This is a genomic window from Legionella sp. km535 (assembly GCF_003990085.1).
Taxonomy (GTDB): Bacteria; Pseudomonadota; Gammaproteobacteria; order Legionellales; family Legionellaceae; genus Legionella; species Legionella moravica.
This window is the reverse complement of record NZ_RZGU01000001.1, coordinates 206,967-231,782: the sequence shown is the minus strand read 5'-3', so window position 1 is coordinate 231,782 and position 24,816 is coordinate 206,967. Positions and strand designations below refer to the sequence as shown.

The window sequence follows — 24,816 nt, the reverse complement described above, 5'->3', positions numbered from 1 at the left end:
TAAAAAATAAACTCAAGTTGGTTTTAAATTGAACTGTGTTGTAATATAATCATCCATCTATTGTTTACAGAGATTGATATGTTTGGAAAAGGCATCTCTTCTTTTTTATTCCGCCCCCGGACCACACCCGCCCCCGTTCAACCACAGAAATGGTTTGAAAAGCAACTGATGGAAAGTGGATTAAATGCTAAAATTTCCAGAGAACACTTAAAAAAATCTCAGGCTACAGTTAAAGTTTATTACAACACCAACTATCTGCCCGACGAACTGGCTGTTCAGAATTCATTAACGAAGATACCCGCGGTTAACGTCGCAGGAGACCGATCGGGATATTTCCAAAATGGACTCAGTTTTCCGTCTGATCTTGATTTTTTTGCTAACATCCCTGAAGGCCATCCTGAATTATTATCTCCTGTTGAGCGGCTCATATCGGCAAAAAAGCTGATTTTTTCAGAAAGTCATGTTTTTGCCTCAGGTGGTTATCCCAATGCGAATCCAGTAAGGGTATATCCCAAGCCCATCAATGTTGGACTTTTTTCTTTACCTGGCGCTACCTTCGAAAACAGTTATCTGCATTATCGATTGTTTATGCTTGATCCCAAGAACTTTAAAATTAATACCGCTAAATTTGAATCAATTTATAAAAATCTGCCCACTGAATTTGCAGCAGCAAAAAACGAATTAGGTACTTATGATTTAAATCATTCATTAATACGTATCAGAACTGGATTACCCTACCTTGCCCGAACGTCCTCAGGAACATACTATCCATCCTTTACCCAATCCAATGCGGTAATTTTTCAATCAGAAGCGTATTTTCGACACCTGTTAGAAGATACTTCGTTACTGTTGACCTCTGTAAATGATGCGGCAAAAAGTACGGGCAGGCCTGCATTTTTAAAAGCAACCGCAGTAGGAATGGGTTTTTTTGCCAAAATTGATGGGCATTATGATATTCAGCATATGCTGTACCCTTATTTTCTAAGAGCCTTCAGAAAACTACTCAATGAACAAAGCTATCCCTGGATTGCTAAAGTAGAATTTCCCTTGTTTAGCGAAAGACAACACATGCAATTTGAATCGGTTTTTGAAGATTATAAAAGCTCCATCGAGGTCATCCGAACCGGCCGAGATGTATTACAGTTCACAGAAAAAGAAACCGACATCTATTTTCCCTGCGCGGTGAATCCATCCGATGCCTTTGCCTATACAGGCAATGAATGGGGGTTTGGCAGCGTTGAATCAATGATAGGTAACAACAGTTCCCTACGCTTTGATCAAGTGATCCATGCAAATCCTTTACTGTTAGACATCAAGCATCATATTCCTGTCAGAATAATGGAAGATTACCAAGCGAAAATCGAAGCAACCAGCATCGCTAAACCACGAAGCCAGAACCTCAAAATAGAAACAAACATCCCTCAAGCAGACGCTGATCCTCGGTCACATCAACTGCGTCTCTAAAAATTGAATTTTTGCTCAGAAAGAAAAAAGGGTGATGCAGTGCTGAAATAAATGTTCAGCACTGCATCACCCTCGGTACAGCTGAGACTAAATCGAATAATCTGTCTTATTCATTTTTAGGGAATATTCAACAGCACCAATTATCCTTTCATCCCCTTCAACGCGACTTGCCAACCGTTCCGAAGACATATCGGTATAAAGATGTTGGCAAAAGGCCGCAAACGTCTCTTCACTGCCATTAACCAACAGCCAGTTAAGGATATTTCGCTCTGAAATAAAATCCGTTTTACGCATAGTCTTAGGAAGATCCTCATTAAACTCAACCATTAAATTAGGAACCATTCGACCGTCTAAAAATTTACTCTGATATGTAGGACAGGTCGATGCGAGCCATTGCTCCAAAGGCTGATGTTCCAGAACCAATTGTTCATGTTCTATATCCAGGCTATCGGCTTCTATTCCTGTATCGATTTTTAGCATTCCTAAACACGTTGCTGAACCGTAAAAGATATGAATCCAGGATTGAATTGTATGCGTTCTATTATCTTTTATGAATTGTTCTAAATGCTTGAGAGATGAACAAGCACCCCAGCCAAAAGGATTCTCATTAAATTTTTGATACTGTTCTACATCAGAAAACCGTAACGCCATTAATTCATCTTTTGTAGCTCGAGCGATTAATCCTCCCTGGTTATGCAACATGGCATGACTTCGACCGTCTACACGAAACAATAATTTTGGTTGTTGCAATTTGACTAATGGACGTCCTACTCGCGGATTTCCCAAATTATTCAGAGTATTCCCTATCTCATGAGTTTTATCCTTCACTTTTTGTTTTACATGAAAAAACCATTTTGCGGAATACATAGCTTGCCTCTTTATAATAACGATGATTTGTAACGCTGAAGCTCTTTGCTTCTCATGATCAAAGCGATTATATCTGGCAAATATTAACTAAAAATTAAGCACCCTGCCTTATTTATTAAAAGATTTATAGAATTTAGGTGCTGTTGACATTTCATTATGTTCAAGCTTACTTTCCGCGACTTGTTCGCGGAATCGATAGATCTTGCGCAAAACAAGAATATATTGCGCCTAGAAAGATTGAATTGGATCCCGCGAACAAGTCGCGGGACGTCCAAACTTGAATTGTCAACAGACCCTAGAATCGATTGACCATTTCGCGTTCGATGCCAAGAGAGGCGTTGGGAATAAATTGATGAATACTTAACCCACCCTGATATCTAAGACCGGTGTGGTTTTTAAATCAGCCGGCAGCATGCTCAATAAATAATCTCTTAATCAGATTAAATTCATTGCACACTCGCAAACCCAAACCACGCAACGCAGTTAACGGGGTAAACGAATGAGTAAAGACTTGTTTAAAGCCCTCCATTAGCATAATGGTTTGCCAGACAGCATGTTTGCGCTCTCGTTGATAGGCACCCATTCTCTTGCTGGATATTAAGGTATCATCCCCTTGATCCAGGAGTTTTAGCCAGGAAGTCACATCTGCCAATCCCAGATTTAACCCCAATCCTGCCAAAGGATGGATGGTATGAGCTGCATCACCAAGAAGCAACCACCGTTTTCCAGTGTATTGCTTCACATGCCTCATTCTTAATGGAAATTGGTGCCGTTCGCTTGTTAAGGTGACCTGACCTAAGTGTTGAGCAAATGATCGGGTAATTTCAGTATTAAATTCACTCGGCTCCAGGGCCATCAATTTTTGTGCTCGAACAGGATTAGTTGACCAAACAATAGAGCATTGATGTGCATTGACTAAGGGTAAAAATGCCAAGGTTCCATCCGAATTAAATACCTGGTACGCGGTTTTTAAATGAGGTTGTTCCGTTTGTACCGTTGCAACTAATGCATTTTGATTATAAGACCAACTGCTTACATCAATCTTTAATTTATTACGGGTTGGCGAATTCGCACCATCTGCAATCATCAGTAATTGCCCTTCCCAGACACCATTAGAACTGGAAATCCTAATCCCATTCTCAATATGGGTAACGTCTTCAACAGCACAATCAGAAAACAAACAGAGATTGGATTCAATCGAAGCCCGTTGCAATAATCCTTGTTTTAAAATGGACTCTTCGATAATGGAGCCTAAATTCTGTTCCGCAATAAGACGTGAATCAAAATCGATGTACGCACCGCTCGAAGCGTCCCAGACATGCATGTGGTTGTATGGAGATATCCGTGTTGCATCCAGACAGTCCCATACATCCAATTTCTGCAATAAACACTGTGATGCCCTGTTAATCGCATAAACACGTTTATCCGTATCAGAAACATCGGCTTCTAATGGCCCCGCATCAATTAAGGCAACAGAGTAATTTCGTTGAGCCATAGCAATGGCCGCGGATAATCCAACGATTCCTCCGCCGATTACAAGTACATCAAATCTCTGGCTCATTCTAACTCCCGTTTGCTTAAGGCAATGTCACAAACCAAATCAGGTATAAACCCGCCAAACCCGCGTGCATAACGTGCAAGAATGTTTTTTAGAGCCGGAATATTATCCAGGGCAATGAGACCAATATTTCGTGCCAGACCAACCCCGGGAAAACGACTGGTAAAGAGTTGAATCAAACCATCCGTAGAGCGGGTTATCACCCGTTGATCATGCAGCCTTAACTGCAAGTACTCATCCAGCATGTCCAAGTTAAGCCCTTTTTGGGCGATACATTGCGCGAGAGTCGCTACGTCCCGTATTCCAAGATTAAAGCCCTGACCTGCAACCGGATGCAGTGTGTGTGCCGCATTACCCACAAAAACAACAGGCCAGTGGGTTTGTTGAGGCATCAAAACCTGTTTTAGTGGATAGGTAAATCGTTTTCCAACCTGGACAAATCGTCCTAAACGATACCCAAACTCATGCTGCAGTTCTTTAAGAAAAAGGCCATCACTTAAAGCCATTAATTTTTTTGCTTTTTCTGGAGGCATAGCCCAAACCAGGGACATTTTCTTATCCTGCATGGGTAGAAGGGCAAGAGGACCATGAACGGTAAATCGTTCATAAGCCTTGAAATTATGAGGCTTTAGCAAACCTATATTGGCAACAAGTGCATTTTGCCCATAACTTTTGGATTGTGCCGTTAAAGCGCAAAATTTACGGATTTCAGAATCAGCGCCATCAGCAGCAACAATTAATTGTGCTTCAATACTCATGTCGCCAGATTGCGTTGCAACGGTTACTGTTCTATTGTCACGATCCAATGCCGTGACAGTTGCTGGAGCCAACAGCTGATTTTTGTCTAATAATTGATGTAATGCCCGATTAATATATTGTATTTCAACTACATAACCCAGAGGATTTATTTCATCACCCTGCAATCGGGACACCCCAAAGCGGTGCTGATCTGAAACATGAATCATAGTAATTGGCGTCACATAGTCTTTAAGAATATCCCACACACCGAGCATGCTTAATATGCGCTTGCTGGCCGGTGATAAAGCAATAGACCTGGCATCAAAATCTGGGTTGACCTTATCACTAAATGGCTTCGATTCGACCAATAAAGTACGATGCCCTAAACCATTCAAAGCCAGCATTAAGGTGGCACCGGTCAAACCACCACCCACTATGAGAATATCAGTCTGTATATCAGCCACGCATCAACGCCTCAATTTCTTCTACATCAACAGGTAACGCTGCAGTTAATACTTCATGACCTGTAGGAGTAACCACCACATCGTCCTCTATTCGAACCCCAATATCCCACCAACGTTTGTCTACGCCACTCATCCCGGTGCTAATGTAAATTCCTGGTTCTACAGTCAACACCATGCCCGGCTCAAGAGGCCGCCATTCATTATTTATTTTATAACGTCCCGAATCATGAACATCAAGACCCAACCAATGGCCTGAGTTGTGCATATAAAAAGGCTTGTATGCTTCTTTTTCAATAAGTTCATCCACGTCGCCGTGTAAAAGTCCCAATTCAACCAGACCAGAAGTTAATATTCTGACCATTATTTGTTGAACCGAATTCCAGGGAATCCCAGGTTTAATAACCGCAATACCCGCTTTTTGAGCTTTAAGTACCAGTTCATAAATGCTTTTTTGCTCTGAGGTAAATGTGCCGCTAACAGGAAAAGTCCGAGTAATGTCTGCTGCATAATTACCGTATTCACCGCCTGCATCAATAAGCACCAAATCACCTCGTCTCAATGGCTTATTGTTATCAGTGTAATGAAGAATACAGGCATTTTCACCACTTCCTACTATAGGATCGTATGCGACACTTCGGCATCCATGGCGGCTGAATTCATGAATAAGTTCCGCTTCCAATTGATACTCATGCTCCATATGTTTACATACTTGCATCGCACGTTTATGCGCGCTTACTGAAATACTGGCCGCACGTCGCATTAAATCAAGTTCTGCTTCGCTCTTAAACAGCCGCATCTCACTGATTAAAGGCTCCAGATCACAAAAAGTCTCAGGCGCTTTTATTCCTTTTCTGACTTGAGATTTAATCGTATTCAAAGTCGTCATTAATCGTTTTTCCAAGGACAAATCCCTGCCAAGGATAAAATAAACCGCGGTCTTCCCGCTCATGAGCTTGGGCAACTCGTCCTCAAGACTGGCGATAGGAAAGGCCTGATCCATACCCAGCTCGCTAATGGCACCATCCTGCCCCAAACGTTTGCCGGTCCATTGCTCCTGAGCCGGGTTACGAGGACGATTAAACAAAATGCTTTGGCTTGACTTACCTGAAGTGATTACCAGCAAGGCATCCGGTTCATTAAATCCCGTTAAATAATAAAAGTCACTGTCCTGACGAAATCTATAATGCGCGTCACCATTACGCAGTGATTCATGTGCCGCTGAAATTATCGCGATACTGTCGTCAGCTAATTGTTGCGCTAAATTTTTTCTTCTGGTTTCGTATTCGCTAAATAAATGCACCATCTTCACTTCCTTTTAAATTAATGTGTTGTTTCCGAACCGCCCCGTTCTCGTTCATTCATCACTAAATCACCATGCAGACGGATTACCGCCAAACGCGCATATTCACTTACTTCCATCAATGCTTTTTCATCTTCTTCATCAACATCCAGAGTCTCACAGTCCAACTCGGCAAATTCGATAATGTGCTGAAGCGCTTCCTGGGCTTCTTCTTCATAAAATTGATCCGCATCCACTCCAGCCATAGTCAAACCTTGCGTAAATCCTTCACACCACTCACTAAATGCCTGTGCTCGCTCAACTAAAGATTCATTCTCATCAGGAAGTAATAATTCAAACTCAAAATCAAAGTTGTTGATTTGCTGCTGACTTATTGCATAAACAGAAAACATAACCAATAAAGCATTACGGCTTTCTTCATCTTTTTTATTGTTCAGTAGGGCTCGTAAATAAGCCTCGCCCTGACTGTCTGCTCCAGCACAAAGATAACCACACATCATCCCATGCAGTTCACTGCCAGATATACTGAGTGACAATACAGCAATGGATTCGGCAAAATCAGCGTACTCTGGTAAATGCAAGTGGGTATTTTCTACAGACATAATTCACTCGTTTTAAAAAAATTATTAATGATAACCGATTTACAGTGAGTGTTCACCTGCATTAATCACGTTAATCAGGAATTCACACTATTTGCTGCATTCGAGCAAAATTGCTACTATTTAAATAGTACATTGCTACTTCAAAGGCATAATAATGACTCCTATTAAATCCTGTAAAGTTAAAATTTTAAATAAATCATATGAAATAAAGTGTCCGGAAGGCGAAGAAGGCAATTTACTGCTCGCGGCTGAGAAGCTTAATGAGCAAATGCAGATTAATAAAAGCAAATTTAAAATGCTTGATAATTTTCATAATTTATTACTTGCGGCGCTGGATATTGGTCACGAGTTAATCCTGTGCAAAACCGAACAAGAACAACAACGACTTAAAGTGACCCAATTCATCACTTCTTTGGAAAATAAAATTAACAAGACCGTTGGCGGTGAAGCCGATAACATGCCACAAACAGATTAATCACGTAGTTTACTGTAAGGCACTCTATAATAAATGTATTGGAATAGTTGAAAGGAATTCATCATGCGACGTCAATGGTATATTGGATTTGGGGTAGTTTTATTAACGTTTTTGGCCCTGTTCGCAATGTTTCATGACATCAGATGGTTTATCGGTTTCATGATTCCTATACTCATTCTCTGGATTTATGATCTGTGTCAAAAAAAACACAGTATTTTACGAAATTTCCCCGTACTAGGTCACGTCCGATTTTTTCTTGAGTTCATAAGGCCAGAGATTCAACAATATTTCGTAGCAACTGATGAAAGCGAACTTCCGTTTAACAGGGAAATGCGTTCTCTTGTATATCAACGAGCAAAAAACACCCGTGATACGATTCCGTTTGGTACAGAACGCGATATCACCAGCGTAGGGTATACCTGGGCCCTTCACTCACTGGTACCCAAGCACGCCGCGGAAGTTGAGGACCGCATAATGGTAGGCGGACCGGATTGCAAAAAACCCTATAATGCCTCTCGATTGAATGTTTCAGCAATGAGTTTTGGCTCCTTATCCGCAAATGCCATCATGGCATTAAACAAAGGGGCAATGATTGGTGGTTTTGCTCATAACACAGGTGAAGGAGGGCTAAGCCCTTATCATTTGCAAGGTGGCGACATCATTTTTCAGATAGGAACTGCCTATTTTGGTTGCCGAGATGAACATGGCAATTTCAACGATGAGGAATTTATTAAAGAAGCCAATCGCAATGAAGTTAAAATGATAGAAATCAAACTGTCCCAGGGGGCCAAACCCTCGCATGGAGGCATATTACCGGCAGCCAAATTAACACAAGAAATAGCCACAGTGCGAAAAGTTAAAATGGGAACTGATGTACTATCACCGATTGCTCATTCCACGTTTGATACTCCGGTTGGATTATTGCATTTTGTAAAAAAACTCCGTGATCTTTCTGGAGGAAAGCCCATTGGGTTTAAACTATGCCTTGGCCGCAAAGATGAATTTCTCGCCATATGCAAAGCCATGCTAAAAACACAAATATTGCCCGACTTCATTACGGTTGACGGGGCAGAAGGGGGAACAGGTGCTGCTCCGGTGGAATATGCCAATTTTATAGGCACGCCATTGGAAGCTGGATTGGTTTTTGTTCATAATGCCCTTGTAGGAATCAATGTTCGGGATAAAATTCGAATTATCTGCAGCGGTAAAGTAACCAATGGCTTTGATTTGGTTACCAATATTGCTCTGGGAGCGGATATGTGCAACTCAGCCAGAGCGATGATGATGGCCGTAGGCTGTCTGCAATCAAAACAATGCAATGCCAACACCTGCCCAACCGGAGTAGCAACTCAAAATAAACGGTTGCAATTTGGCTTGGTAGTCGACGAAAAAAAACATCAGGTAGCCAACTTTCACAACAATACAATCAAGAGCTTTTTAGAAATGGTTGGTGCTTTGGGTTTAAATAATCCCAGTGATTTAAGACCAAGGCATATCATGAGACGCATCAGTGTCAATGAAGTAAAACCCTTCAATGAACTGTACGAATATCTCTCACCTGGCCAGTTGCTAGGTGATAATATTCCTAACAGTTTTAAAGAGTTTTGGGACCTGGCTAATCCAGAAAAATTTTAGGGTCTGTTGACTATTCAAGTTTCGACGTTCTGCGAACAAGTCGCGGAACGTCGGCTTGAACATAATGAAATGTCAACAGACCCTAGATGTAAAACATAGCCCAAACTGCTCGATTAAAAATGATCAATATGACCATCATACTTACAACTATGCTATACTCATTTTATGTTGTGCACCGTATTTCTAATGCGTAACGAATAGTCATCATCGAAGGAATCGATATATGGATATAAGAGAACGCTATTTAGTTAAAAATCGTACTCATGAGGAGATACGGAGAGGAGGGGCCATTGGCAATCTCAATGAGGGAATTGAAATTACCCTGCATAACATACCCACTCGTTTAATTGCCTGGCCTGGGAATGGTTTTCAAACTGAAAGCATTCACGTTTTAACCCTGGCTCCAGGGTTAGAAAGCCCAATGTATCAGTATCAAATTTCTGAAGAAGCTTTATTGTGTGCGCAAGGAAAGGGCGAAGTCTATCTTCATAATCAATGGGTTGAAATTGAAGCCGGTGATATTGCTTATTTTCCTGAAAATATTCCGCATGCTGTCCGAAATCCAGCCGGAAATAAAGAAGATTTTGTTTTGGTGAGTTCGATCACCCCGCCTTTAGTTAGCCTGTATGAAAAATCAGGTTTTTATATTCAGGACTTGGGTAAAATCGATTTTGACGCAGCAGAAGCCGCAAAAGACCGAATTATTCCAGGTAACTTGTCCACAGAAAATCAAATGCATTTTAACGACTCTCATCCGAAGCTTCGTGCCTGGAATATGAAAGCCAGTGAAGTACGACATAAAGGAGCATTGTTTAACGTATTTATGGGAGCTGAGTTCACAGCCAATGGCAGTCCTATGCGATTTGTCTTATGGCCTGGTCATGGTGCACGTCAATGTGGATTTCACTTAACGCGTTGTTCTCCAGGTGATTTATTTGCTGCTCATACTCACCCCGTTTCTGATGAATGTGTTGTCATTTGGGCTGGCTCAGCCCGAGGATTTCTGGATAACCACTGGATAGAAATGTACCCCCATGACTGTTTGCTCGCACCCTGTGGCGTTCCCCATGGCGGTCCATTAAATGTAAAAATCGAATCAAAGGGATTGCATGAAGCAAAAGCACACACACTATGGGGAGGATTTGCATCACCGCCTCAAGGTGATTTGTATCTGCGAGCTGCTTATATAAAAAATCAGGAATTTGATGATCCACCTGCGATACGGTTTACTGACATAGAGCCTATAAAATAAATGAATATTAAAGACAGCCTTACACCACGCTCCATTATTCTAAAAAGTCATGTCAACAGATATACTTTTTTAGGGTTAGCCATTGCTGTAAGCAGTATATTGATTGCCAGCCTGATCGTTTCATATCAAATGACTGGCTCGGTGAGTTTAGCCGGCTTTATAAAAGCGCAACGTTCCAATCCGGCAATTTGGGTATTAGATTTAACCCCTTTTATGTTCGTCTATTGGGGTCAAGCATTCTGTGAAGGCCTGGTAAACAGAGCACAAACCCTATTGGTTGATCAAACCCGAGAATTTTTAAATATCAGTGGAAATCTGGAGTTAAAACTCCGATACGAGAGTAATCATGACAATTTAACCAGTTTACCGAATAGCCGCATGCTAAGCGAGCAAATGAAACAAGGGATAGAACAATTAGGCACCCAGGGGCAATTGGCTCTCATCATAATAAAAATTAATGATTTTCAAGCCATTAATTATAATTTCGGGACATTTAACGCCAATACGGTTTTGAAACAATTTGCCGATCAATTAAAAAATCTGCTAATCGACCCTTATATGCTGGAGGTCTCGATCGGGTTGAACATGGTTTCGCGCTTGCAAAGCGATGAGTTTGCTTTTTTACTCCCCAGACTAAAAAAAGAATTCAATACGAATGAATTATTAGAAAAGATGCTGAAATTAATCCCGTCGAATTATGCTATTGATGGTATCAATATAAACATCAACACCACAGCCGGTATTGCCGTCTACCCATTTCATGGTCAGGATGACGTAACCTTGATAAACCATGCCAGCATTGCCGTATATCATGCTCGAAAAGACGGCAGGCCTTATGCCATCTATAACCCGGAAATGCAGGATGATTTAGTCCAGAATCGAATCATGATCAATGAATTGAAACGCTCTATTGAACATAATGAACTGGAAATTTATTATTTACCCATCATCAATCTGGCTTCCGGCCAAATCATAGGGGCGGAATCTCATATACGATTTGAACACCCTGAATACGGCATATTAAGCCCTGAAAAATTTATCCCCTTGGTTGAGGGTACGAGTTTAATTCAACAATTAACCGAATTTATGCTGAAAGGAGTGATTCAACAAATTGCCAGTTGGCAAAGCGAAGGCTACGCATTATCAGCATCAGTCAATCTGTCAGTAAAAGATGCTTCAAATAAAGAGCTACCCGGTCTCATCGAAGAATTACTTGATCGATATAAAGTACCCCCTTCCCGTTTTATACTGGAATTTACTGAAAGAGCCTGTTTAACAGAACAAACTACAACCAAAGAAGTGCTTGGCAAGCTCGCTGCAATCGGAATACAGTTATCCATTGCAGATTTTTGCAGTGGCGATACCTCGTTTATTTATTTAACCAATTACCCAATAAACGAAGTCAAAATTGAAAAATCCTATGTATTTAAAATGACGCATGATCCCAAAAAAATTAAAATTGTTGAGGCAATTATAAAAATTGCCAATACATTAGGGCTAAAAACGATGGCGGATGGAATTGCTGATCACGATACTTTAGAACGATTAAAAGAGCTGGGCTGTCAATCCGGTCAAGGTGTGTATTTTTCTCATCCCGTCAAAGCCGGTGAATTTAAATCACTATTGAATAAAACATTTCCACGTTAACATGAATGCACCCCAGCAAAGCATTCATTTAATATCCACTCTAGAACTATTTTTATCACATTAATATTTTTTTCTATGTTTTAATAAAAAAGCGCTGCTATAATGTAGTTAACCCGATGGCGAGTGATTTTAGAACCAACGCTCATTAGCCAGGGGAGCATCCTGTAATTGGCGTTGTGCAAGCCCACCATAGCAGTGGGAAGCCTGAACCGATTCATCCGCCCCCCACTTGAACCCCAGGGTTCAAAATCGATGACTGTCGGGTTATACCTTCATTAACTGCTCTTTCAACAACAGATACTCATCCCTAACCTTGGCGGCCTGTTCAAACTCCATGTTCTTGGCGTGCAAGTACATTTTCTTTTCCAGCAGATTAATTTGCTTGACCAGCTCTTGCTCTGACCAATGCATGTATTCAGGTACTTTTTCTGCCACAGCCGTTTTTCGCTTACCGATATAAGCGCCTTCCATAATATCTTCCACAGACTTATTAATCCCCATGGGAGTTATGCCATGTTTCAGGTTAAAGGCTTTTTGTTTTTCCCGTCGTCTGTCTGTTTCATCCAGGGCTCTTTGCATGGAACCAGTGATTTTATCTGCATAAAGAATCGCCCTTCCTTTTACATTTCGTGCAGCACGACCTATGGTTTGAATTAAAGAACGATCCGAACGCAAAAATCCTTCCTTGTCGGCATCAAGGATGGCCACTAATGCAACCTCCGGCATATCAAGACCTTCACGCAGTAAATTAATCCCCACAAGGACATCAAATTCGCCCAAACGTAAATCACGGATGATTTCAACCCGCTCTACTGTATCTACATCGGAGTGCAAATAGCGCACTTTAATTCCATGTTCCGTTAAATAATCCGTTAAATCTTCTGCCATTCTTTTAGTTAAAGTAGTCACCAGAACACGCCCCCCCTCCCTGATGACCTGACGCGTTTCAGACATTAAATCATCGACCTGGGTTCTTACCGGCCTGATTTCCACTTCCGGATCAATTAATCCGGTGGGGCGAACCACCTGCTCGGCAATGTTAGATGAGTGTTCCTGTTCATAAGGCCCTGGTGTTGCAGAAATATAAATAGTTTGCGGCGAACGATCTTCAAATTCCTCAAACCGTAAAGGACGATTGTCCAAGGCTGAGGGCAAGCGAAATCCATAATTGACCAAGGTTTCCTTACGAGACCTGTCTCCTTTATACATCCCGCCAACTTGAGGGACAGTCACATGCGACTCATCAATGATCAATAAGGCCTCAGGCGGCAAATAATCAAACAAGGTTGGCGGTGCTTCACCGGGTTGACGTCCAGACAAATAACGAGAGTAATTTTCAATACCCGAGCAATACCCAAGCTCCTGCATCATTTCAATATCAAAACAGGTTCGTTGTTCCAGACGCTGGGCTTCAACCAGCTTGTTTTGTGAATTAAATTCAGCAAGACGATGCTGCAACTCATCTTTTACTAACTCAACGGTTTCCAATATGCGTTCACGTGGCGTGACGTAGTGGGTTTTAGGGAAAATTGTAACGCGCGGCAAACGTTGCAGGATTTCACCGGTTAACGGATCAAAACTGGCGATATTTTCTATCTCGTCATCAAATAATTCGACTCTGATCGCGTCTTTTTCTGAATCAGCTGGAAAAATATCAACAACATCCCCATGCACCCGGAACTGACCTCTCTCCAGAGTTAAGGTATTTCGTGTGTATTGCATTTCAGCAAGGCGTTTTAAAATTTTACGCTGCCCGCATTGTTCTCCACGGGAAAGATGTAATACCATACGTAAATAGGAATCGGGATCACCCAAACCATAGATTGCAGAAACTGTAGCTACGATTATGGCATCCTTACGCTCGATTAAGGCTTTGGTTGCTGACAATCGCATCTGCTCAATGTGTTCATTGATGGATGAGTCTTTTTCTATAAAAGTATCGGAAGCAGGGACATAAGCTTCTGGTTGATAATAATCGTAGTAGGATACAAAGTATTCCACTGCATTATCAGGGAAAAAAGCTTTAAACTCGCCATAGAGTTGAGCCGCCAGCGTTTTATTTGGCGCCATAATTAACGCGGGTCTTCTCATGGCCTGAATAACATGGGCTATAGTAAAGGTTTTACCCGAGCCGGTTACGCCTAAAAGTGTTTGTTTGGCCAAGCCTGATTCCAGGCCATCAATTAACGAGGCAATTGCAGTAGGTTGATCACCGGCTGGTTGGTAATTTGAATAAATTTTAAATAAGTCTTTCATATTCTATATTATATGCTAGGACACTGATAATTCACAGGAGTAACAGATGGATATCGCATTGGCGAAGCGTGTACAAAAAGTAAAACCCTCACCTACTCTGGCGGTAGCTGCAAAAGCAGCTCAGATGAAGGCACAAGGCCTTGATATCATCGGTCTTGGAACAGGGGAGCCAGACTTTGACACGCCACAACACATTAAACTTGCCGCCATTGCAGCCATTGAAGCGGGGTACACCAAATATACTGCGGTAGACGGGATTGCTGAATTAAAAGAAGCAATTCAGAATAAATTCCGGCGCGACAATGGTCTGAATTATCAGATGAATCAAATTTTAGTTTCCGTTGGCGGAAAACAGAGTTGTTATAATTTATGCCAGGCATTCCTCAACGCAGGTGACGAAGTCATTATTCCCGCACCTTATTGGGTTTCCTATCCGGATATGGTTCTATTGGCTGAAGCAGTGCCGGTCATTATTTCAACCACTCCTGAGCAACGGTATAAAATCAATGCACAGCAGTTAGAACAAGCCATTACACCTAAAACCAAAATGATATTCCTGAACAGCCCCTCCAATCCCTCAGGAGTAGCCTATACATTGGATGAGTTAAAAGCTTTGGGCGCTGTATTGAAAAAACACCCCAATATACTTATTGCTACTGACGACATGTACGAACACATCATCTGGAGCCAACCCTTCGCCAACATACTGAATGCCTGTCCCGAGTTATACGACAGAACCATCGTACTGAACGGCGTTTCCAAAGCCTATGCCATGACCGGATGGCGCATTGGGTATGCAGCAGGTCCTGCGCCTTTAATTAATGCCATGAAAACCGTGCAATCCCAATCCACGTCCAACCCCTGTTCCATAGCTCAACGAGCTGCTGTAGCGGCCTTAAATGGCAGTAACGACAGTGTCAACGAAATGGTGAATGCATTTCATCAACGCCATGACTATGTAGCGGATCGATTAAACAACATCGAAGGCATTAATGTCATCCCGGCTGACGGCACCTTTTACATCTTCCCCAGTGTCCAGGCCATCATCGAGAAACGCGGCTACGCCAACGACATCGAGTTTTCCGAAAAATTATTAAACGAAGTTGGAGTCGCTCTGGTACCCGGATCCGCATTCGGAACAGAAGGCTGCATCCGCATATCATTCGCCACTGGAATAGATACATTGAAAGACGCATTAAACCGTTTACAACGTTTTTGTAGCGAATAATAAAAATAAATTCAAAATATACTTGACCATTAAGCGGAATCGTTTTAAGATTTCGCCTCAATTCCCCGGTAGCTCAGTCGGTAGAGCGGATGACTGTTAATCATTAGGTCGGCGGTTCGAGCCCGTCCCGGGGAGCCATATCCAGTCTAGGTTTTGGCGAATTCCAAGTTTTACCATCCTGAAGCTTGGTACCAGTTTTGGTACCGATTGTTTAATACATTTTATCCCCTATAATTTGTAATATATTTTACCTTTAAGCCGTTCAATGCAAAACATCAAACAAACAGAAATAGCCCAATGGCTTGAACAATTAGAAAAGATTCCAACGGGTAGTTGTTCGTGCCCCAGTTTTTTAAAACCATTTCATTTTGTTACTATTGGATTAGCAGTAAAAAAAGCAGGGTGGGAGACTATGAAGTTACCAGAAGATCTTATGCAATACGCTGCAAGAATGAAGTTATGGGATGCGATAAATTTATTACCTCCTTGCAATGTTTCAGAAAATCAGAATACCGGAAAATTTTTACCTGTTCAGGCTTTTCTTGATAATCAACAAGATGTTTCGCATATTACAGATGAATTAACCAAGATTATTTTAAATACTGCATCAAAGGAAATCCGTGAATCTTTAACAATTTGCTTAACTGAGTTAATAAATAATTTTTTTGATCATGCTGGAGTTAAGTCCGATTTACCATGTTTGGTTTGTGCACAAAGCTGGCCTAAAGGTAAACTAATTCAAGTTGCAATAGCTGACGCTGGAATAGGTATTAGAGATTCCTTAATTGAAAATAACCAATTGATTACTCGATTAGAAAATGAAAATTCATGTAAAATTGCTTCAGAATATGGTGTAACCAGTAAACCTCAAAACGATCATTCAGGATATGGTCTAACGCTTGCTAAAGATTTAATGATACAAGCAAACGGAACCTATATTTTGGCTTCTGGTAATGAAATATACTCTTGCTCAAAAAATAGCACAGAATTCCATGATACAATTAATTCTCGATGGAATGGGACTATACTTGTATTAGAATGGAAAATTGATGAACCACTGGATAGTAAATCTATATATGATAGTTGGCCTGTGGCAGAGGGGTATAGTGATGAAGACTTCTTTTAAAATTCAACTTAAAGATTTAGTAAATGACAACTCTTCTCGCTCTAATGCAGCCAAAGCTTTTGAGCTTATTATTGAGTTTTTAAATAAATATAACTCGATTGAGATTAATTTAGCTGATGTAAATTTTACACCATCTGTTGCTGATGAAGTAATTGGTAAACTTGCAGAAACCCTTGGCGCCAGAAGATTTAAAGAAAAAATAATTATTTCAAATTTCTCAGATGCTCAAATGTCACTTATGAGACATGTGATTGGACGACGAATGTCTAAAAAACAAACCTATCATCTATAGCTTAATATAATAATGCAACCACCTATAAAATCACTGAATTTGCCCTGTTTTAAGTTTAGTGTTGGTCGAGCGGCTCACTCAAAGTTGAAACCCAGCAATGCTGCGTAGCTCGAAGTTGGGGGCAAATCAACCGTAATATGGCAAACGGTTTCGCCTGTTTACAGCCATTTTTTAATCCGTTACCTCCTATATATTTTAAATTGATCAAACAATTATTAAAAAATTGCTACCTTTACTTACCCTACTAAACGTCCAGCCACAAGTTAAGGGTTAAGGTGGCTTTGCATAAGACGTCGGTTGACGTTTCGCCGGAATTTCACCAGCTCATCAGTCATGCTTGATTCCAAATTAGCAAAGCGGTGCTTGCTTCGCAAGGGATTTTGGAAAGAATTTTGTCCAATCCCGATTGGCGGGATCGGACAAAATGCTGAAATGTGTTGATTTTACGCGGTAAAATCAAGGTGGTTTTTCTGCGTCACTGCTGGAAAATTGCAGTGACGCAGAAAAAAATAGAGGTAAACAATAATCTTTGACTCTTAAAAGGATGGGTATTATGTGTTATCCCATGCACTTCAGTCATCTTGAATACCTACCTGTTTATTATCACAGTCCTGTACAATTGGTGCTGAATGCTCAAACACATATGGATTTGTTTGCCAACATTTTCTAGCTAACCAGTTAGCTGGATATTTCCATGTAGGTACCCATACTCCCATCATGACCTGGAAATTATAACTTTCAATTTGCCTGTTTAGTCCCGCCATTATCTTTTCAAATAAGGTATCATCAGGATTAAGTTCTCTAAATACAGAAAACGCCGCTTCCCTATCAACGGGGTGTGGATAACTTTTCCAAAATTTTTCAAATTGGCTACACACATATATATAATTATAATCTTCTGACTTATGAGGTGGGTCGGCCTCAGGGGTATTGTCTGTGTCTGGTTTTTGTCTTAACTGACAGGATTCCCCTGATCCTAAAGAATTTTCCTGTGTCGGGTTTGTGCCGGGATTAAGGTTCGACTTCGATACGGCCTTTTTTGGCGAAGGGTTATCCAATTCAGCGTAAATACACTTTACTATCAGATGCCTTTCAGTTGACTGGATTTCAATAAGACCAGCACGCTCAAGCGATTTAATGGCTCTTTTCATTTGCTGGAGACTTGGGCTGCCTGTTTTAACGCCTGCAATGGGTCCAACATAAAGTGTTTCACGCAACGATTGGTAACTAATCCTGCGCTTGATGCCTACAATACAACTTTGTCTGTCCATGTAGGGACGAATGCCCATCAGGTAAACTACTCTTTGTATATAAGGTAATTCCAGTAGCGCGGCTAACTCGTGCGCATTAGCGAATAAAAAATTCATACCCTTCCATTTAAATACAATTCCAATAATCATTTTTATTTGCCAGCTGGCATTTTTTCATTTTAAGAGTCTTATTAAGGCTGTCAATATAGATAAAAGATGTGTTACTAAATGATATTATTTGAACCAGAAAAAATTTTGAATTTATGGAATTCGTCATTGCAATAGTAACAATATCGAATAATGGGCACTGTCTGTGTTAATACCTTTGTTGTATAACGATTTTCATTATTTTCTGATAGATTCAGCACAAGTTGCCTTTATATCAACCGCGATTGGTTTAAAAATATTTAAAATATTCTAGCTTGGCTAGAACTTTTAACTTAAAAATAAACTACTCTGTTTCGTTAGTTTATTTTTATGCTATATTATCTAGTATGACTAGAAAAAATGAAACAAAATTAAACCATTTCTTGGTTAGCTCACCATCCGGTGAAGTTTTGACTTCTGACTGGCTTGAATCCCATGGTGTATCGTCAAAGCTGGCATGGTGGTATGTTCATACCGGGTTATTAGAAAATCTTGGGGCAAAAGCTTATAAAAAGGCTGGTGATAAAATAGGTTGGGCTGGCGTTGTTAGCGCACTACAAAACCAATTGTCGTTGCCTGTACATATAGGAGGTAAAACCTCATTGCGGTTACTAGGTTTGGCTCATTTCGTGATGATGCAAGCAGGTAATCGAGTGGAGTTATTCGCACCTCTGGCAACAAAACTTCCCAAATGGCTGAAAAATACTGAATGGAACACCGAATTTGCAATAGTCAGAACATCTATATTCAATGATCTCGATAACCAATTAGGCATCATAAAACAGACTATAGACGGTAAAGAATTACAATTATCCTGCCCAGAAAGGGCTGCCATGGAATTACTCTATCTCTATCCACAAGATGAATCATTCGATGAAGTGGTTTATCTGATGGAAAATCTGAGCCAACTTCGTCCAAAGGTTGTACAGGCGCTTTTAGAAAGTTGCGGTTCTGTCAAAGTAAAACGGTTATTTATGCATCTGGCTGAGGAGTTTAATCATCCTTGGGTTTCTGCGTTAGATTTAAATAAAGTTGATCTTGGCCAAGGCAAACGAGTTATGGAAACAGGGGGTAAATATTATCCCAAATACAAAATATCTTTGCCAGAAATAAAGGAGCTGTAAGTGAGTTTTGAACAAATATATCAAAATCAAGTGGCATTGTTGATAGATACCTTACCAGTTTTAAATCAATTTGAATGTTTTGCATTAAAGGGAGGTACGGCTATTAACCTATTCTTCCAAAACATGCCAAGATTAAGTATTGATATAGATTTAACTTATTTATTCATTGAACCAAGAGATGAATTTTTGATAAACATAGAAGCTCAACTCACCAAAATGAAACAACTGTTAAGTAAAAAAAATTTAATCATTCAAGAAGTTCGTACGAAAAGTGGAGTATTAGCAAAGCTATTGGTTTATCAAAACAATGCTGTGATCAAAATCGAACCTAATTTTACGCTTAGAAGCACTGTTTTTCCTTGTGAAGATAAAGAGCTATGCCAAAAAGCTCAAGATACTTTTTTTAAATATGTTCGAACAAAAACCTTATCCAAAGCAGATGTTTATGGCGGTAAGATTTGTGCAGCACTTGACAGGCATCACCCTAGAGATCTATTTGATGTTAAATTATTGATAGAACACGGTGGTATAAATGATGAAATAAGACAGGCTTTTGTAGTTTATCTGGCAAGTACAAACAGACCTATGCACGAACTTCTTTCACCTCAGCCCACTAATGACGTATTTAAAAGAGAGTTTGAAACATTATTTAATAAGCAGTTTGCTGGGATGACTGATTTACCAGTTACTCATACTGAATTACTTCCAATACAGCGTGAGCTCGCCATTCAATTAATAAATGACTTTAGTGATAAGGAAAGACAATTCTTACTCTCTGTAAAATCAGGTGAACCCGAATGGTCATTGATGCCTTTATCTGGCATTGATCAATTACCCGGTATCCAATGGAAATTACAAAATATTAATAAATTGGAAAAACAGAAAAAACAAGAACTGCTAGATAAACTAAAAGCTGCCCTGCAAATATAATTCTAATCACATGGATTTAGCGAAAGGTAAATGTATCACCTTGTCCTGTAATAAACTGTAAACGTAATTTGCCCAGCTATCTAGTGCTTCCTTTCTTTGCGGTAACATTTCATTGCGGTTATAAGTTGCCATGATTCTCGGCATCTTATGCCCAAGGCATTTCTCTATCACCACAGGATCAATTTGCAGTGCTTCTCCAAGCTGAGTGGCAAAGGTACGACGGAGATCATGTGCAGTCCATTCGGGAATCCCTAAACGATCCTGAATACGCTTGATAGCCCTTGGTAAGGCATTTTCTGTCAATGGTTGACGTCCATCAATACCGGTCAATACATAGTTTGATTTACTGATCAATTTTAATTGTTGTAATAAGTTTATGGTCAAATTGCTGAGATGCACTTTATGTAAAATACTGGCTTTTGAATGAATTGCGGGAATAGTCCAAAGCGATTCAGCAAAATTAATTTCATCCCACTGAGCCAAACGCAGTTCAGCAGTACGCACACCAGTCAGTAAAATAATCTTAATGGCAATCCGAGTCTGTGGTGCCATTTGAGAGTCGTTACTGTCCAGAAATAGCCAGAGAGTTTTGATTTCTTCCAGACTTAAAACACGCTCTCTTGGTTTCTCATGACCTCCAATATCTCTTGCACGAATGTTAGAGGCTGGATTGGTACTCATAGTGCCTCGGCTGACTGCATAACCAAACATTTGTTTGAGCGAGCTTAAAACGCGGTTTGCGTGGACGCTTGCTCCCCGTTTGACGATCTTATCTAGCGCTTGGGTAATATGCTTGGTTTCCAGTTCATCCAAAACCCAATCGCCCAGAAGCATTGTGATATCACCATCTATTTGTTTTTTAACTGTTAAAGGACGTTTTAAATGCTTTTCGACATAATGGGTATACCAACTTAAAGCCAATTTTTTTACAGTGTTGTCCGATTTGGCTTGTTGTTGTTTCGCGTGCTCTATAGGGTTAATCCCTTGCTCTTTTAGATGTTCCGCATCCAACATCAGCTCTCGTGCTTCCCTCAAACCAATTCCCGGATACTTGCCCAAAGTCATCTTGTATCGCTTGCCATCAAAAGTGAATCGAAAGATCCAAGATTTACCCCCTCCTGGCATCACTCGAATTCCTAGCCCACTAAACTCGATTTGTTCAAACCATTTTTGCTGAGGTTTTAAATTGCGGATGTACACATCAGTAAATTTCATAACTGGTACCAAGATGATTTTTGGTACCGATTTTGGTACCACTAATTGTGAATTTAGATAATATTAAATGATATTAAAACAAAGTCAAATATCAATAAAAACCTATTATTTACATGAAATTATGATTTTATTTGAAATCAATTGATATCGAATAATAAATGACTGTTAATCATTAGGTCGGCGGTTCGAGCCCGTCCCGGGGAGCCAACTCCAGCAAGGCTTCTAAGCTCTCTCCTCAAAATATCAAATTTAACGTGTCGAATATGTGTCGAAGTTTGGTGATATATTTAAATAGATTTTAATTTGCTGGGATTAAAGATCTGTTCCCACAAAAATATTGCATATCTATCAGTCATTCCTGAAATATAGTCAGCCAAATAATTGTACTTTTGTTCTTCGAAATTTTTGTTGCTGCGAGCTTTGGAAATATTGTATTGAACATGTTTAGGAATTATTTTAAATAAATCTGTTGAATCATAATGGTTGCTTATTAGTAATTCGGCTTCCATAATTGCCCAAAGATCTTCTATCACTTTTTTTGCAAGTAACTCTGTTCTTGCAACTTCCGGGGCTTTCAGAACGTAATTTTTATAAATGTCCTGCTTTAAAGAAGAATAATTTCGGCCGGATCCAAAATAGAGTATATTTAAATCACAGTCGCCTGCTTCAAAATATCCATCCAACAATTTTGGTAAGTTATTAATATCTTCATTTTTACAACAGTTATCTAGAAAATTATCTAAATTCATTTTTGTTTTTTGCATCATGGCCTTGATAAGGATGGATGAAACTGCACCAAAGTTATCTAAATCGAAACTACTATGAATAAAATCGGACCAGGTTTTTTTATCCAAATGATACAGATTTTCTGGTAAATCAATATCATTAAATAATGTTAAAACATCTTCTCTACTAACAAGGCTAAGTTTCATTGCGTCTTGTAAATCACTACTAATATAAGCAATATCGTCAGCAGCCTCCATTAAATAACAAGCAGGATGCCTCAGACTTTGAGTATTTGTAATATGAAATAATTTTTCCAGGGGTATTTTTTCGAAACTATAAAACCCGGGAAATTTCGATTTTTTTTTAAAGTTAGTCGATTTATACTTCATTATTCCGTCAATCAAAGCACATGTTACTTCATAAGGTTTTCGACCCTCATTTCCCAGTAAGAGCCTAACGTTTTGTTTGTTGGCTTCAAAGCAATTAGTATCATCTACCCCCCTCTTTCTCATTAATTCGTTGAGCGTTCTTTCACCTCTGTGACCGAAAGGAGCTTGCCCTATATCATGTACCAGACAAGAGGTAGCCACTAAATCCTCAAAATCCTTTTCAAATGGGGTTTCATTTTTTAAATCAAATTTTTCTATCAATTTGCTTACAAAAAATCTAGATAACTCTCTACCAATCTGTTCAACCTCAATGGAATGAGTTAAGCGAGTTCTTGGATAATCAATAAATGGATTAAGGTAAACTTGAGCTTTGTTTGATAATCTTCGAAACTGAGATTTATGGATAATTGTTCCGTAATCCACTAAATACTCAGATCGCTCAATATTCACGTCCGTCCTACGACTGATTCCTTTATATGTGCAGATGCTACTGTTCATCCATGAAATTGACATTATAAAACTCCTAATTCACCTATTTATCATTTTAGACCAAATAATAAAGTAAAGGGGTCAGATCTTGCCGTTTGCCTTTACCATGAGCTAGAAATCACAAAAATCAGAAACTTAACACGATATGAATAGCAAGCGGCACGGGGTCGCGTCTTGACATTTGCTCTTTTAGAAATAGGCAAAAGTCAAGACGCGACCCCATTCGTGTGGTTGGGAAACCATTACTTGGCCGTTTAAAAGAGAAAACACGATTTCCAAGCTTTTTACCCGCACTTGGGGGTATAGTTAACATTATTGGCAATTGGGGGTAAAAATAGCACAGATAGAGGGTCAGATCTTGCTTTTTGCTTTTCTCTATTTTAAAACAAAAGGCAAGATCTGACCCTCTATCTTTTTGCTATTTTAAAACAAAAGGCAAGATCTGAACCTCTATCTTTGCTCTATCTTTTTTTGGGGGGGGTACGAACGTTGCTGTTAAAGAGGTTAAATAAACCTGTTTTTCAAATATTTGTCTATTTTGAGGTTAATTTCTATTTAAAGTCTACTTTTAGAATTAATCAGACTAATGACTTGAAGTGGATTTAGCTCACAGCTGTTCAGATATCACTTTTTTAGCGTCTTTTAAAAGGAGTAATAATTGATTCTCTCTTATTGGAGAAGGTTCAAATCCAAATCGTTTATAAAAAGTTTCGGCTTTCTCATCTATAGCATGAACTAATAAAGCTCTTACGCCGCTTTGTTCTGCAATTTGCAAGGTTTTTGATATTGCATCTTTAAGCATTGCCTTCCCAATACCCTTTCCTTGATATGTATCAAGAACAGCTAATCTTGCTAATATGACAACAGGAATAGGATATTTGCCCATTCCCTTTTTTATGCGATCAGATGCCTCATCAGCTTCTACCTGCCCTACTGTAAGACTGTAATAACCAACCACAAAATTATCATCAGCAACTATGAAAGTAGTGGCAGAACCAGACATTTTTGCTTGAAAAGCATATTTTTTTAACCATTCATCTAATTCTGGGTAATTACTATTAAAATCAGTTAAATTATGATCTTTATTTAAAGGTTCAGGTTTTTTTAACGTCATTTAAATCCCAAGGAGATGATGAAGAAAATAAATCCTTTAGCCCTTCATTATCTTGCTCTGGGCGGTCTAGAATTTCGGAAAATTGATTAAAGATATCGCCAGAAACCATAAATAATCTCTGATCTAAAATAATTTTTTCAGCAGCTTGATACGCACTATCCGTTATAAATTCAGTCAATGACTTATGACTTATATCAGAGGCCATTCGGATTACTTTGGCTTGCGATTCAGATGCACGAAAACCCAATCGGGAAGTTTTAGCACGCACAGTCCTTGATTGTGGTCTTCTCACCTTTCTTGGATCTTTAGCCGTAGGTGTTTTTGTATTGTCCACCTTTCTTACATTTGTCATGATATTTCTCAAAATAATCTCTATTAATTACATGTTAGTACAATTGACGCACATTATCAATGAAAATCCCTTTTCAAGTAAATAAAACGGGGCGGCCTGTTGAAAAATATGAAAAAACTTTACTCAAATTATCAAAAATGATCTAATCCGAATTTATTTTCAATGAGTTAAATTAT

The 24,816-nt window shown here is 39.6% G+C and carries 21 protein-coding genes, 1 tRNA gene and 1 other RNA gene; 12 read left to right on the top strand and 11 right to left on the bottom strand.

The annotated features are described in order from the left end of the window. The first annotated feature begins 78 nt into the window (after positions 1–78). Positions 79–1,464 carry a type IV secretion protein Dot gene (locus ELY21_RS01025; RefSeq protein ID WP_127106045.1) on the top strand — a complete coding sequence of 462 codons (1,386 nt, stop codon included), beginning with the start codon at positions 79–81 and terminating at the stop codon, positions 1,462–1,464. An 87-nt stretch (positions 1,465–1,551) separates the two neighbouring features. Here the strand turns inward: ELY21_RS01025 and ELY21_RS01020 are convergent, their stop codons facing one another. The 5 genes from ELY21_RS01020 to ELY21_RS01000 all read right to left on the bottom strand — a co-directional run bounded on the left by ELY21_RS01020 (position 1,552) and on the right by ELY21_RS01000 (position 6,993). Then, entirely contained in the window at positions 1,552–2,331 is a 780-nt protein-coding gene (locus ELY21_RS01020) for a hypothetical protein (protein ID WP_127106043.1), read from the bottom strand. Positions 2,332–2,731: 400 nt separating this feature from the next. Further along, positions 2,732–3,892 carry an FAD-dependent oxidoreductase gene (locus tag ELY21_RS01015; RefSeq protein WP_127106041.1) on the bottom strand — a complete coding sequence of 387 codons (1,161 nt, stop codon included), beginning with the start codon at positions 3,890–3,892 and terminating at the stop codon, positions 2,732–2,734. Beyond that, complete coding sequence (ubiH, locus tag ELY21_RS01010; RefSeq protein WP_127106039.1) at positions 3,889–5,091, bottom strand: 2-octaprenyl-6-methoxyphenyl hydroxylase; 1,203 nt, start codon at positions 5,089–5,091, stop codon at positions 3,889–3,891. Before ubiH ends, ELY21_RS01015 begins: the two co-directional genes overlap by 4 nt. Beyond that, on the bottom strand, positions 5,084–6,394 hold the full coding sequence (pepP, locus tag ELY21_RS01005) for a Xaa-Pro aminopeptidase (RefSeq protein ID WP_127106036.1): 1,311 nt from the start codon (positions 6,392–6,394) through the stop codon (positions 5,084–5,086). Before pepP ends, ubiH begins: the two co-directional genes overlap by 8 nt. A gap of 17 nt (positions 6,395–6,411) precedes the next feature. Further along, positions 6,412–6,993, bottom strand: a complete 582-nt coding sequence (locus ELY21_RS01000) for a UPF0149 family protein (RefSeq protein WP_028384017.1) — start codon at positions 6,991–6,993, stop codon at positions 6,412–6,414. Between the two features lie 154 nt (positions 6,994–7,147). Between ELY21_RS01000 and ELY21_RS00995 the strand changes: the two genes are divergently transcribed. From ELY21_RS00995 to ssrS, 5 genes are all read left to right on the top strand, one after another. Next, a complete protein-coding gene (locus ELY21_RS00995) occupies positions 7,148–7,468 on the top strand; it encodes a cell division protein ZapA (protein ID WP_028384018.1) in 321 nt (106 codons plus the stop codon). Positions 7,469–7,531: 63 nt separating this feature from the next. Continuing rightward, on the top strand, positions 7,532–9,103 hold the full coding sequence (locus tag ELY21_RS00990; protein WP_127106034.1) for an FMN-binding glutamate synthase family protein: 1,572 nt from the start codon (positions 7,532–7,534) through the stop codon (positions 9,101–9,103). A 223-nt stretch (positions 9,104–9,326) separates the two neighbouring features. After that, a complete protein-coding gene (locus ELY21_RS00985; RefSeq protein ID WP_127106032.1) occupies positions 9,327–10,355 on the top strand; it encodes a cupin domain-containing protein in 1,029 nt (342 codons plus the stop codon). Next, entirely contained in the window at positions 10,356–12,002 is a 1,647-nt protein-coding gene (locus ELY21_RS00980) for a bifunctional diguanylate cyclase/phosphodiesterase (protein WP_127106030.1), read from the top strand. Positions 12,003–12,109: 107 nt separating this feature from the next. Continuing rightward, positions 12,110–12,272, top strand: a non-coding RNA gene (gene ssrS / locus ELY21_RS00975) — 6S RNA. Here ssrS and uvrB read toward each other — a convergent pair. Continuing rightward, positions 12,267–14,258 carry an excinuclease ABC subunit UvrB gene (gene uvrB, locus ELY21_RS00970; RefSeq protein WP_127106028.1) on the bottom strand — a complete coding sequence of 664 codons (1,992 nt, stop codon included), beginning with the start codon at positions 14,256–14,258 and terminating at the stop codon, positions 12,267–12,269. The genes ssrS and uvrB overlap by 6 nt on opposite strands. 46 nt (positions 14,259–14,304) lie before the next feature. Here uvrB and ELY21_RS00965 point away from each other — a divergent pair, with 46 nt between their 5' ends. The 4 genes from ELY21_RS00965 to ELY21_RS00950 all read left to right on the top strand — a co-directional run bounded on the left by ELY21_RS00965 (position 14,305) and on the right by ELY21_RS00950 (position 16,904). Then, positions 14,305–15,486, top strand: coding sequence for a pyridoxal phosphate-dependent aminotransferase (locus tag ELY21_RS00965; RefSeq protein ID WP_127106026.1), 1,182 nt, complete (start codon positions 14,305–14,307; stop codon positions 15,484–15,486). Positions 15,487–15,548: 62 nt separating this feature from the next. Beyond that, positions 15,549–15,624 (top strand) — tRNA-Asn (locus ELY21_RS00960). A 127-nt stretch (positions 15,625–15,751) separates the two neighbouring features. Next, positions 15,752–16,612, top strand: a complete 861-nt coding sequence (locus tag ELY21_RS00955) for a hypothetical protein (protein ID WP_127106024.1) — start codon at positions 15,752–15,754, stop codon at positions 16,610–16,612. Beyond that, on the top strand, positions 16,596–16,904 hold the full coding sequence (locus ELY21_RS00950) for an STAS-like domain-containing protein (RefSeq protein WP_127106022.1): 309 nt from the start codon (positions 16,596–16,598) through the stop codon (positions 16,902–16,904). Before ELY21_RS00955 ends, ELY21_RS00950 begins: the two co-directional genes overlap by 17 nt. A 572-nt stretch (positions 16,905–17,476) precedes the next feature. Here the strand turns inward: ELY21_RS00950 and ELY21_RS00940 are convergent. After that, positions 17,477–18,271 (bottom strand): hypothetical protein, encoded by a 795-nt coding sequence (locus ELY21_RS00940; protein ID WP_127106021.1) that lies wholly within the window; start codon positions 18,269–18,271, stop codon positions 17,477–17,479. Positions 18,272–18,648: 377 nt separating this feature from the next. On the opposite strand from ELY21_RS00940, the gene ELY21_RS00935 reads away from it, so the two are divergent. Next, positions 18,649–19,425: a type IV toxin-antitoxin system AbiEi family antitoxin gene (locus ELY21_RS00935; protein ID WP_127106019.1), complete on the top strand. Its 777-nt coding sequence runs from the start codon at positions 18,649–18,651 to the stop codon at positions 19,423–19,425. Continuing rightward, entirely contained in the window at positions 19,426–20,355 is a 930-nt protein-coding gene (locus ELY21_RS00930; protein ID WP_127106017.1) for a nucleotidyl transferase AbiEii/AbiGii toxin family protein, read from the top strand. It begins immediately after the preceding gene. Between the two features lie 6 nt (positions 20,356–20,361). Here ELY21_RS00930 and ELY21_RS00925 read toward each other — a convergent pair whose 3' ends face one another. The 4 genes from ELY21_RS00925 to ELY21_RS00910 form a co-directional block, all read right to left on the bottom strand. Next, the gene (locus ELY21_RS00925) at positions 20,362–21,570 is read right to left on the bottom strand and encodes a site-specific integrase (RefSeq protein WP_127106015.1); all 1,209 of its coding nucleotides are present in this window, start codon (positions 21,568–21,570) and stop codon (positions 20,362–20,364) included. 287 nt (positions 21,571–21,857) lie between these two features. Beyond that, on the bottom strand, positions 21,858–23,135 hold the full coding sequence (gene dgt, locus ELY21_RS00920) for a dGTP triphosphohydrolase (protein WP_158618488.1): 1,278 nt from the start codon (positions 23,133–23,135) through the stop codon (positions 21,858–21,860). Between the two features lie 646 nt (positions 23,136–23,781). Then, on the bottom strand, positions 23,782–24,288 hold the full coding sequence (locus ELY21_RS00915; RefSeq protein ID WP_127106011.1) for a GNAT family N-acetyltransferase: 507 nt from the start codon (positions 24,286–24,288) through the stop codon (positions 23,782–23,784). Further along, complete coding sequence (locus ELY21_RS00910) at positions 24,269–24,640, bottom strand: DUF1778 domain-containing protein (RefSeq protein WP_199741605.1); 372 nt, start codon at positions 24,638–24,640, stop codon at positions 24,269–24,271. Before ELY21_RS00910 ends, ELY21_RS00915 begins: the two co-directional genes overlap by 20 nt. Between the last annotated feature and the right edge of the window lie 176 nt (positions 24,641–24,816).

Excerpts from the sequence above, each read along its gene's own strand:
- pepP (WP_127106036.1), bottom strand. The coding sequence starts at position 6,394 with ATGGTGCATTTATTTAGCGAATACGAAACCAGAAGAAAAAATTTAGCG.
- ELY21_RS00935 (WP_127106019.1), top strand. The coding sequence starts at position 18,649 with ATGACTAGAAAAAATGAAACAAAATTAAACCATTTCTTGGTTAGCTCA.
- ELY21_RS00940 (WP_127106021.1), bottom strand. The coding sequence starts at position 18,271 with ATGAATTTTTTATTCGCTAATGCGCACGAGTTAGCCGCGCTACTGGAA.
- ELY21_RS01020 (WP_127106043.1), bottom strand. The coding sequence starts at position 2,331 with ATGTATTCCGCAAAATGGTTTTTTCATGTAAAACAAAAAGTGAAGGAT.
- ELY21_RS00910 (WP_199741605.1), bottom strand. The coding sequence starts at position 24,640 with ATGACAAATGTAAGAAAGGTGGACAATACAAAAACACCTACGGCTAAA.
- ELY21_RS01025 (WP_127106045.1), top strand. The coding sequence starts at position 79 with ATGTTTGGAAAAGGCATCTCTTCTTTTTTATTCCGCCCCCGGACCACA.
- ELY21_RS00950 (WP_127106022.1), top strand. The coding sequence starts at position 16,596 with ATGAAGACTTCTTTTAAAATTCAACTTAAAGATTTAGTAAATGACAAC.
- uvrB (WP_127106028.1), bottom strand. The coding sequence starts at position 14,258 with ATGAAAGACTTATTTAAAATTTATTCAAATTACCAACCAGCCGGTGAT.
- ELY21_RS00925 (WP_127106015.1), bottom strand. The coding sequence starts at position 21,570 with ATGAAATTTACTGATGTGTACATCCGCAATTTAAAACCTCAGCAAAAA.
- ELY21_RS00980 (WP_127106030.1), top strand. The coding sequence starts at position 10,356 with ATGAATATTAAAGACAGCCTTACACCACGCTCCATTATTCTAAAAAGT.
- ELY21_RS00955 (WP_127106024.1), top strand. The coding sequence starts at position 15,752 with ATGCAAAACATCAAACAAACAGAAATAGCCCAATGGCTTGAACAATTA.
- ELY21_RS00915 (WP_127106011.1), bottom strand. The coding sequence starts at position 24,288 with ATGACGTTAAAAAAACCTGAACCTTTAAATAAAGATCATAATTTAACT.
- ELY21_RS00990 (WP_127106034.1), top strand. The coding sequence starts at position 7,532 with ATGCGACGTCAATGGTATATTGGATTTGGGGTAGTTTTATTAACGTTT.
- ELY21_RS00995 (WP_028384018.1), top strand. The coding sequence starts at position 7,148 with ATGACTCCTATTAAATCCTGTAAAGTTAAAATTTTAAATAAATCATAT.
- ELY21_RS01000 (WP_028384017.1), bottom strand. The coding sequence starts at position 6,993 with ATGTCTGTAGAAAATACCCACTTGCATTTACCAGAGTACGCTGATTTT.
- ELY21_RS00965 (WP_127106026.1), top strand. The coding sequence starts at position 14,305 with ATGGATATCGCATTGGCGAAGCGTGTACAAAAAGTAAAACCCTCACCT.
- ELY21_RS01015 (WP_127106041.1), bottom strand. The coding sequence starts at position 3,892 with ATGAGCCAGAGATTTGATGTACTTGTAATCGGCGGAGGAATCGTTGGA.
- ELY21_RS00985 (WP_127106032.1), top strand. The coding sequence starts at position 9,327 with ATGGATATAAGAGAACGCTATTTAGTTAAAAATCGTACTCATGAGGAG.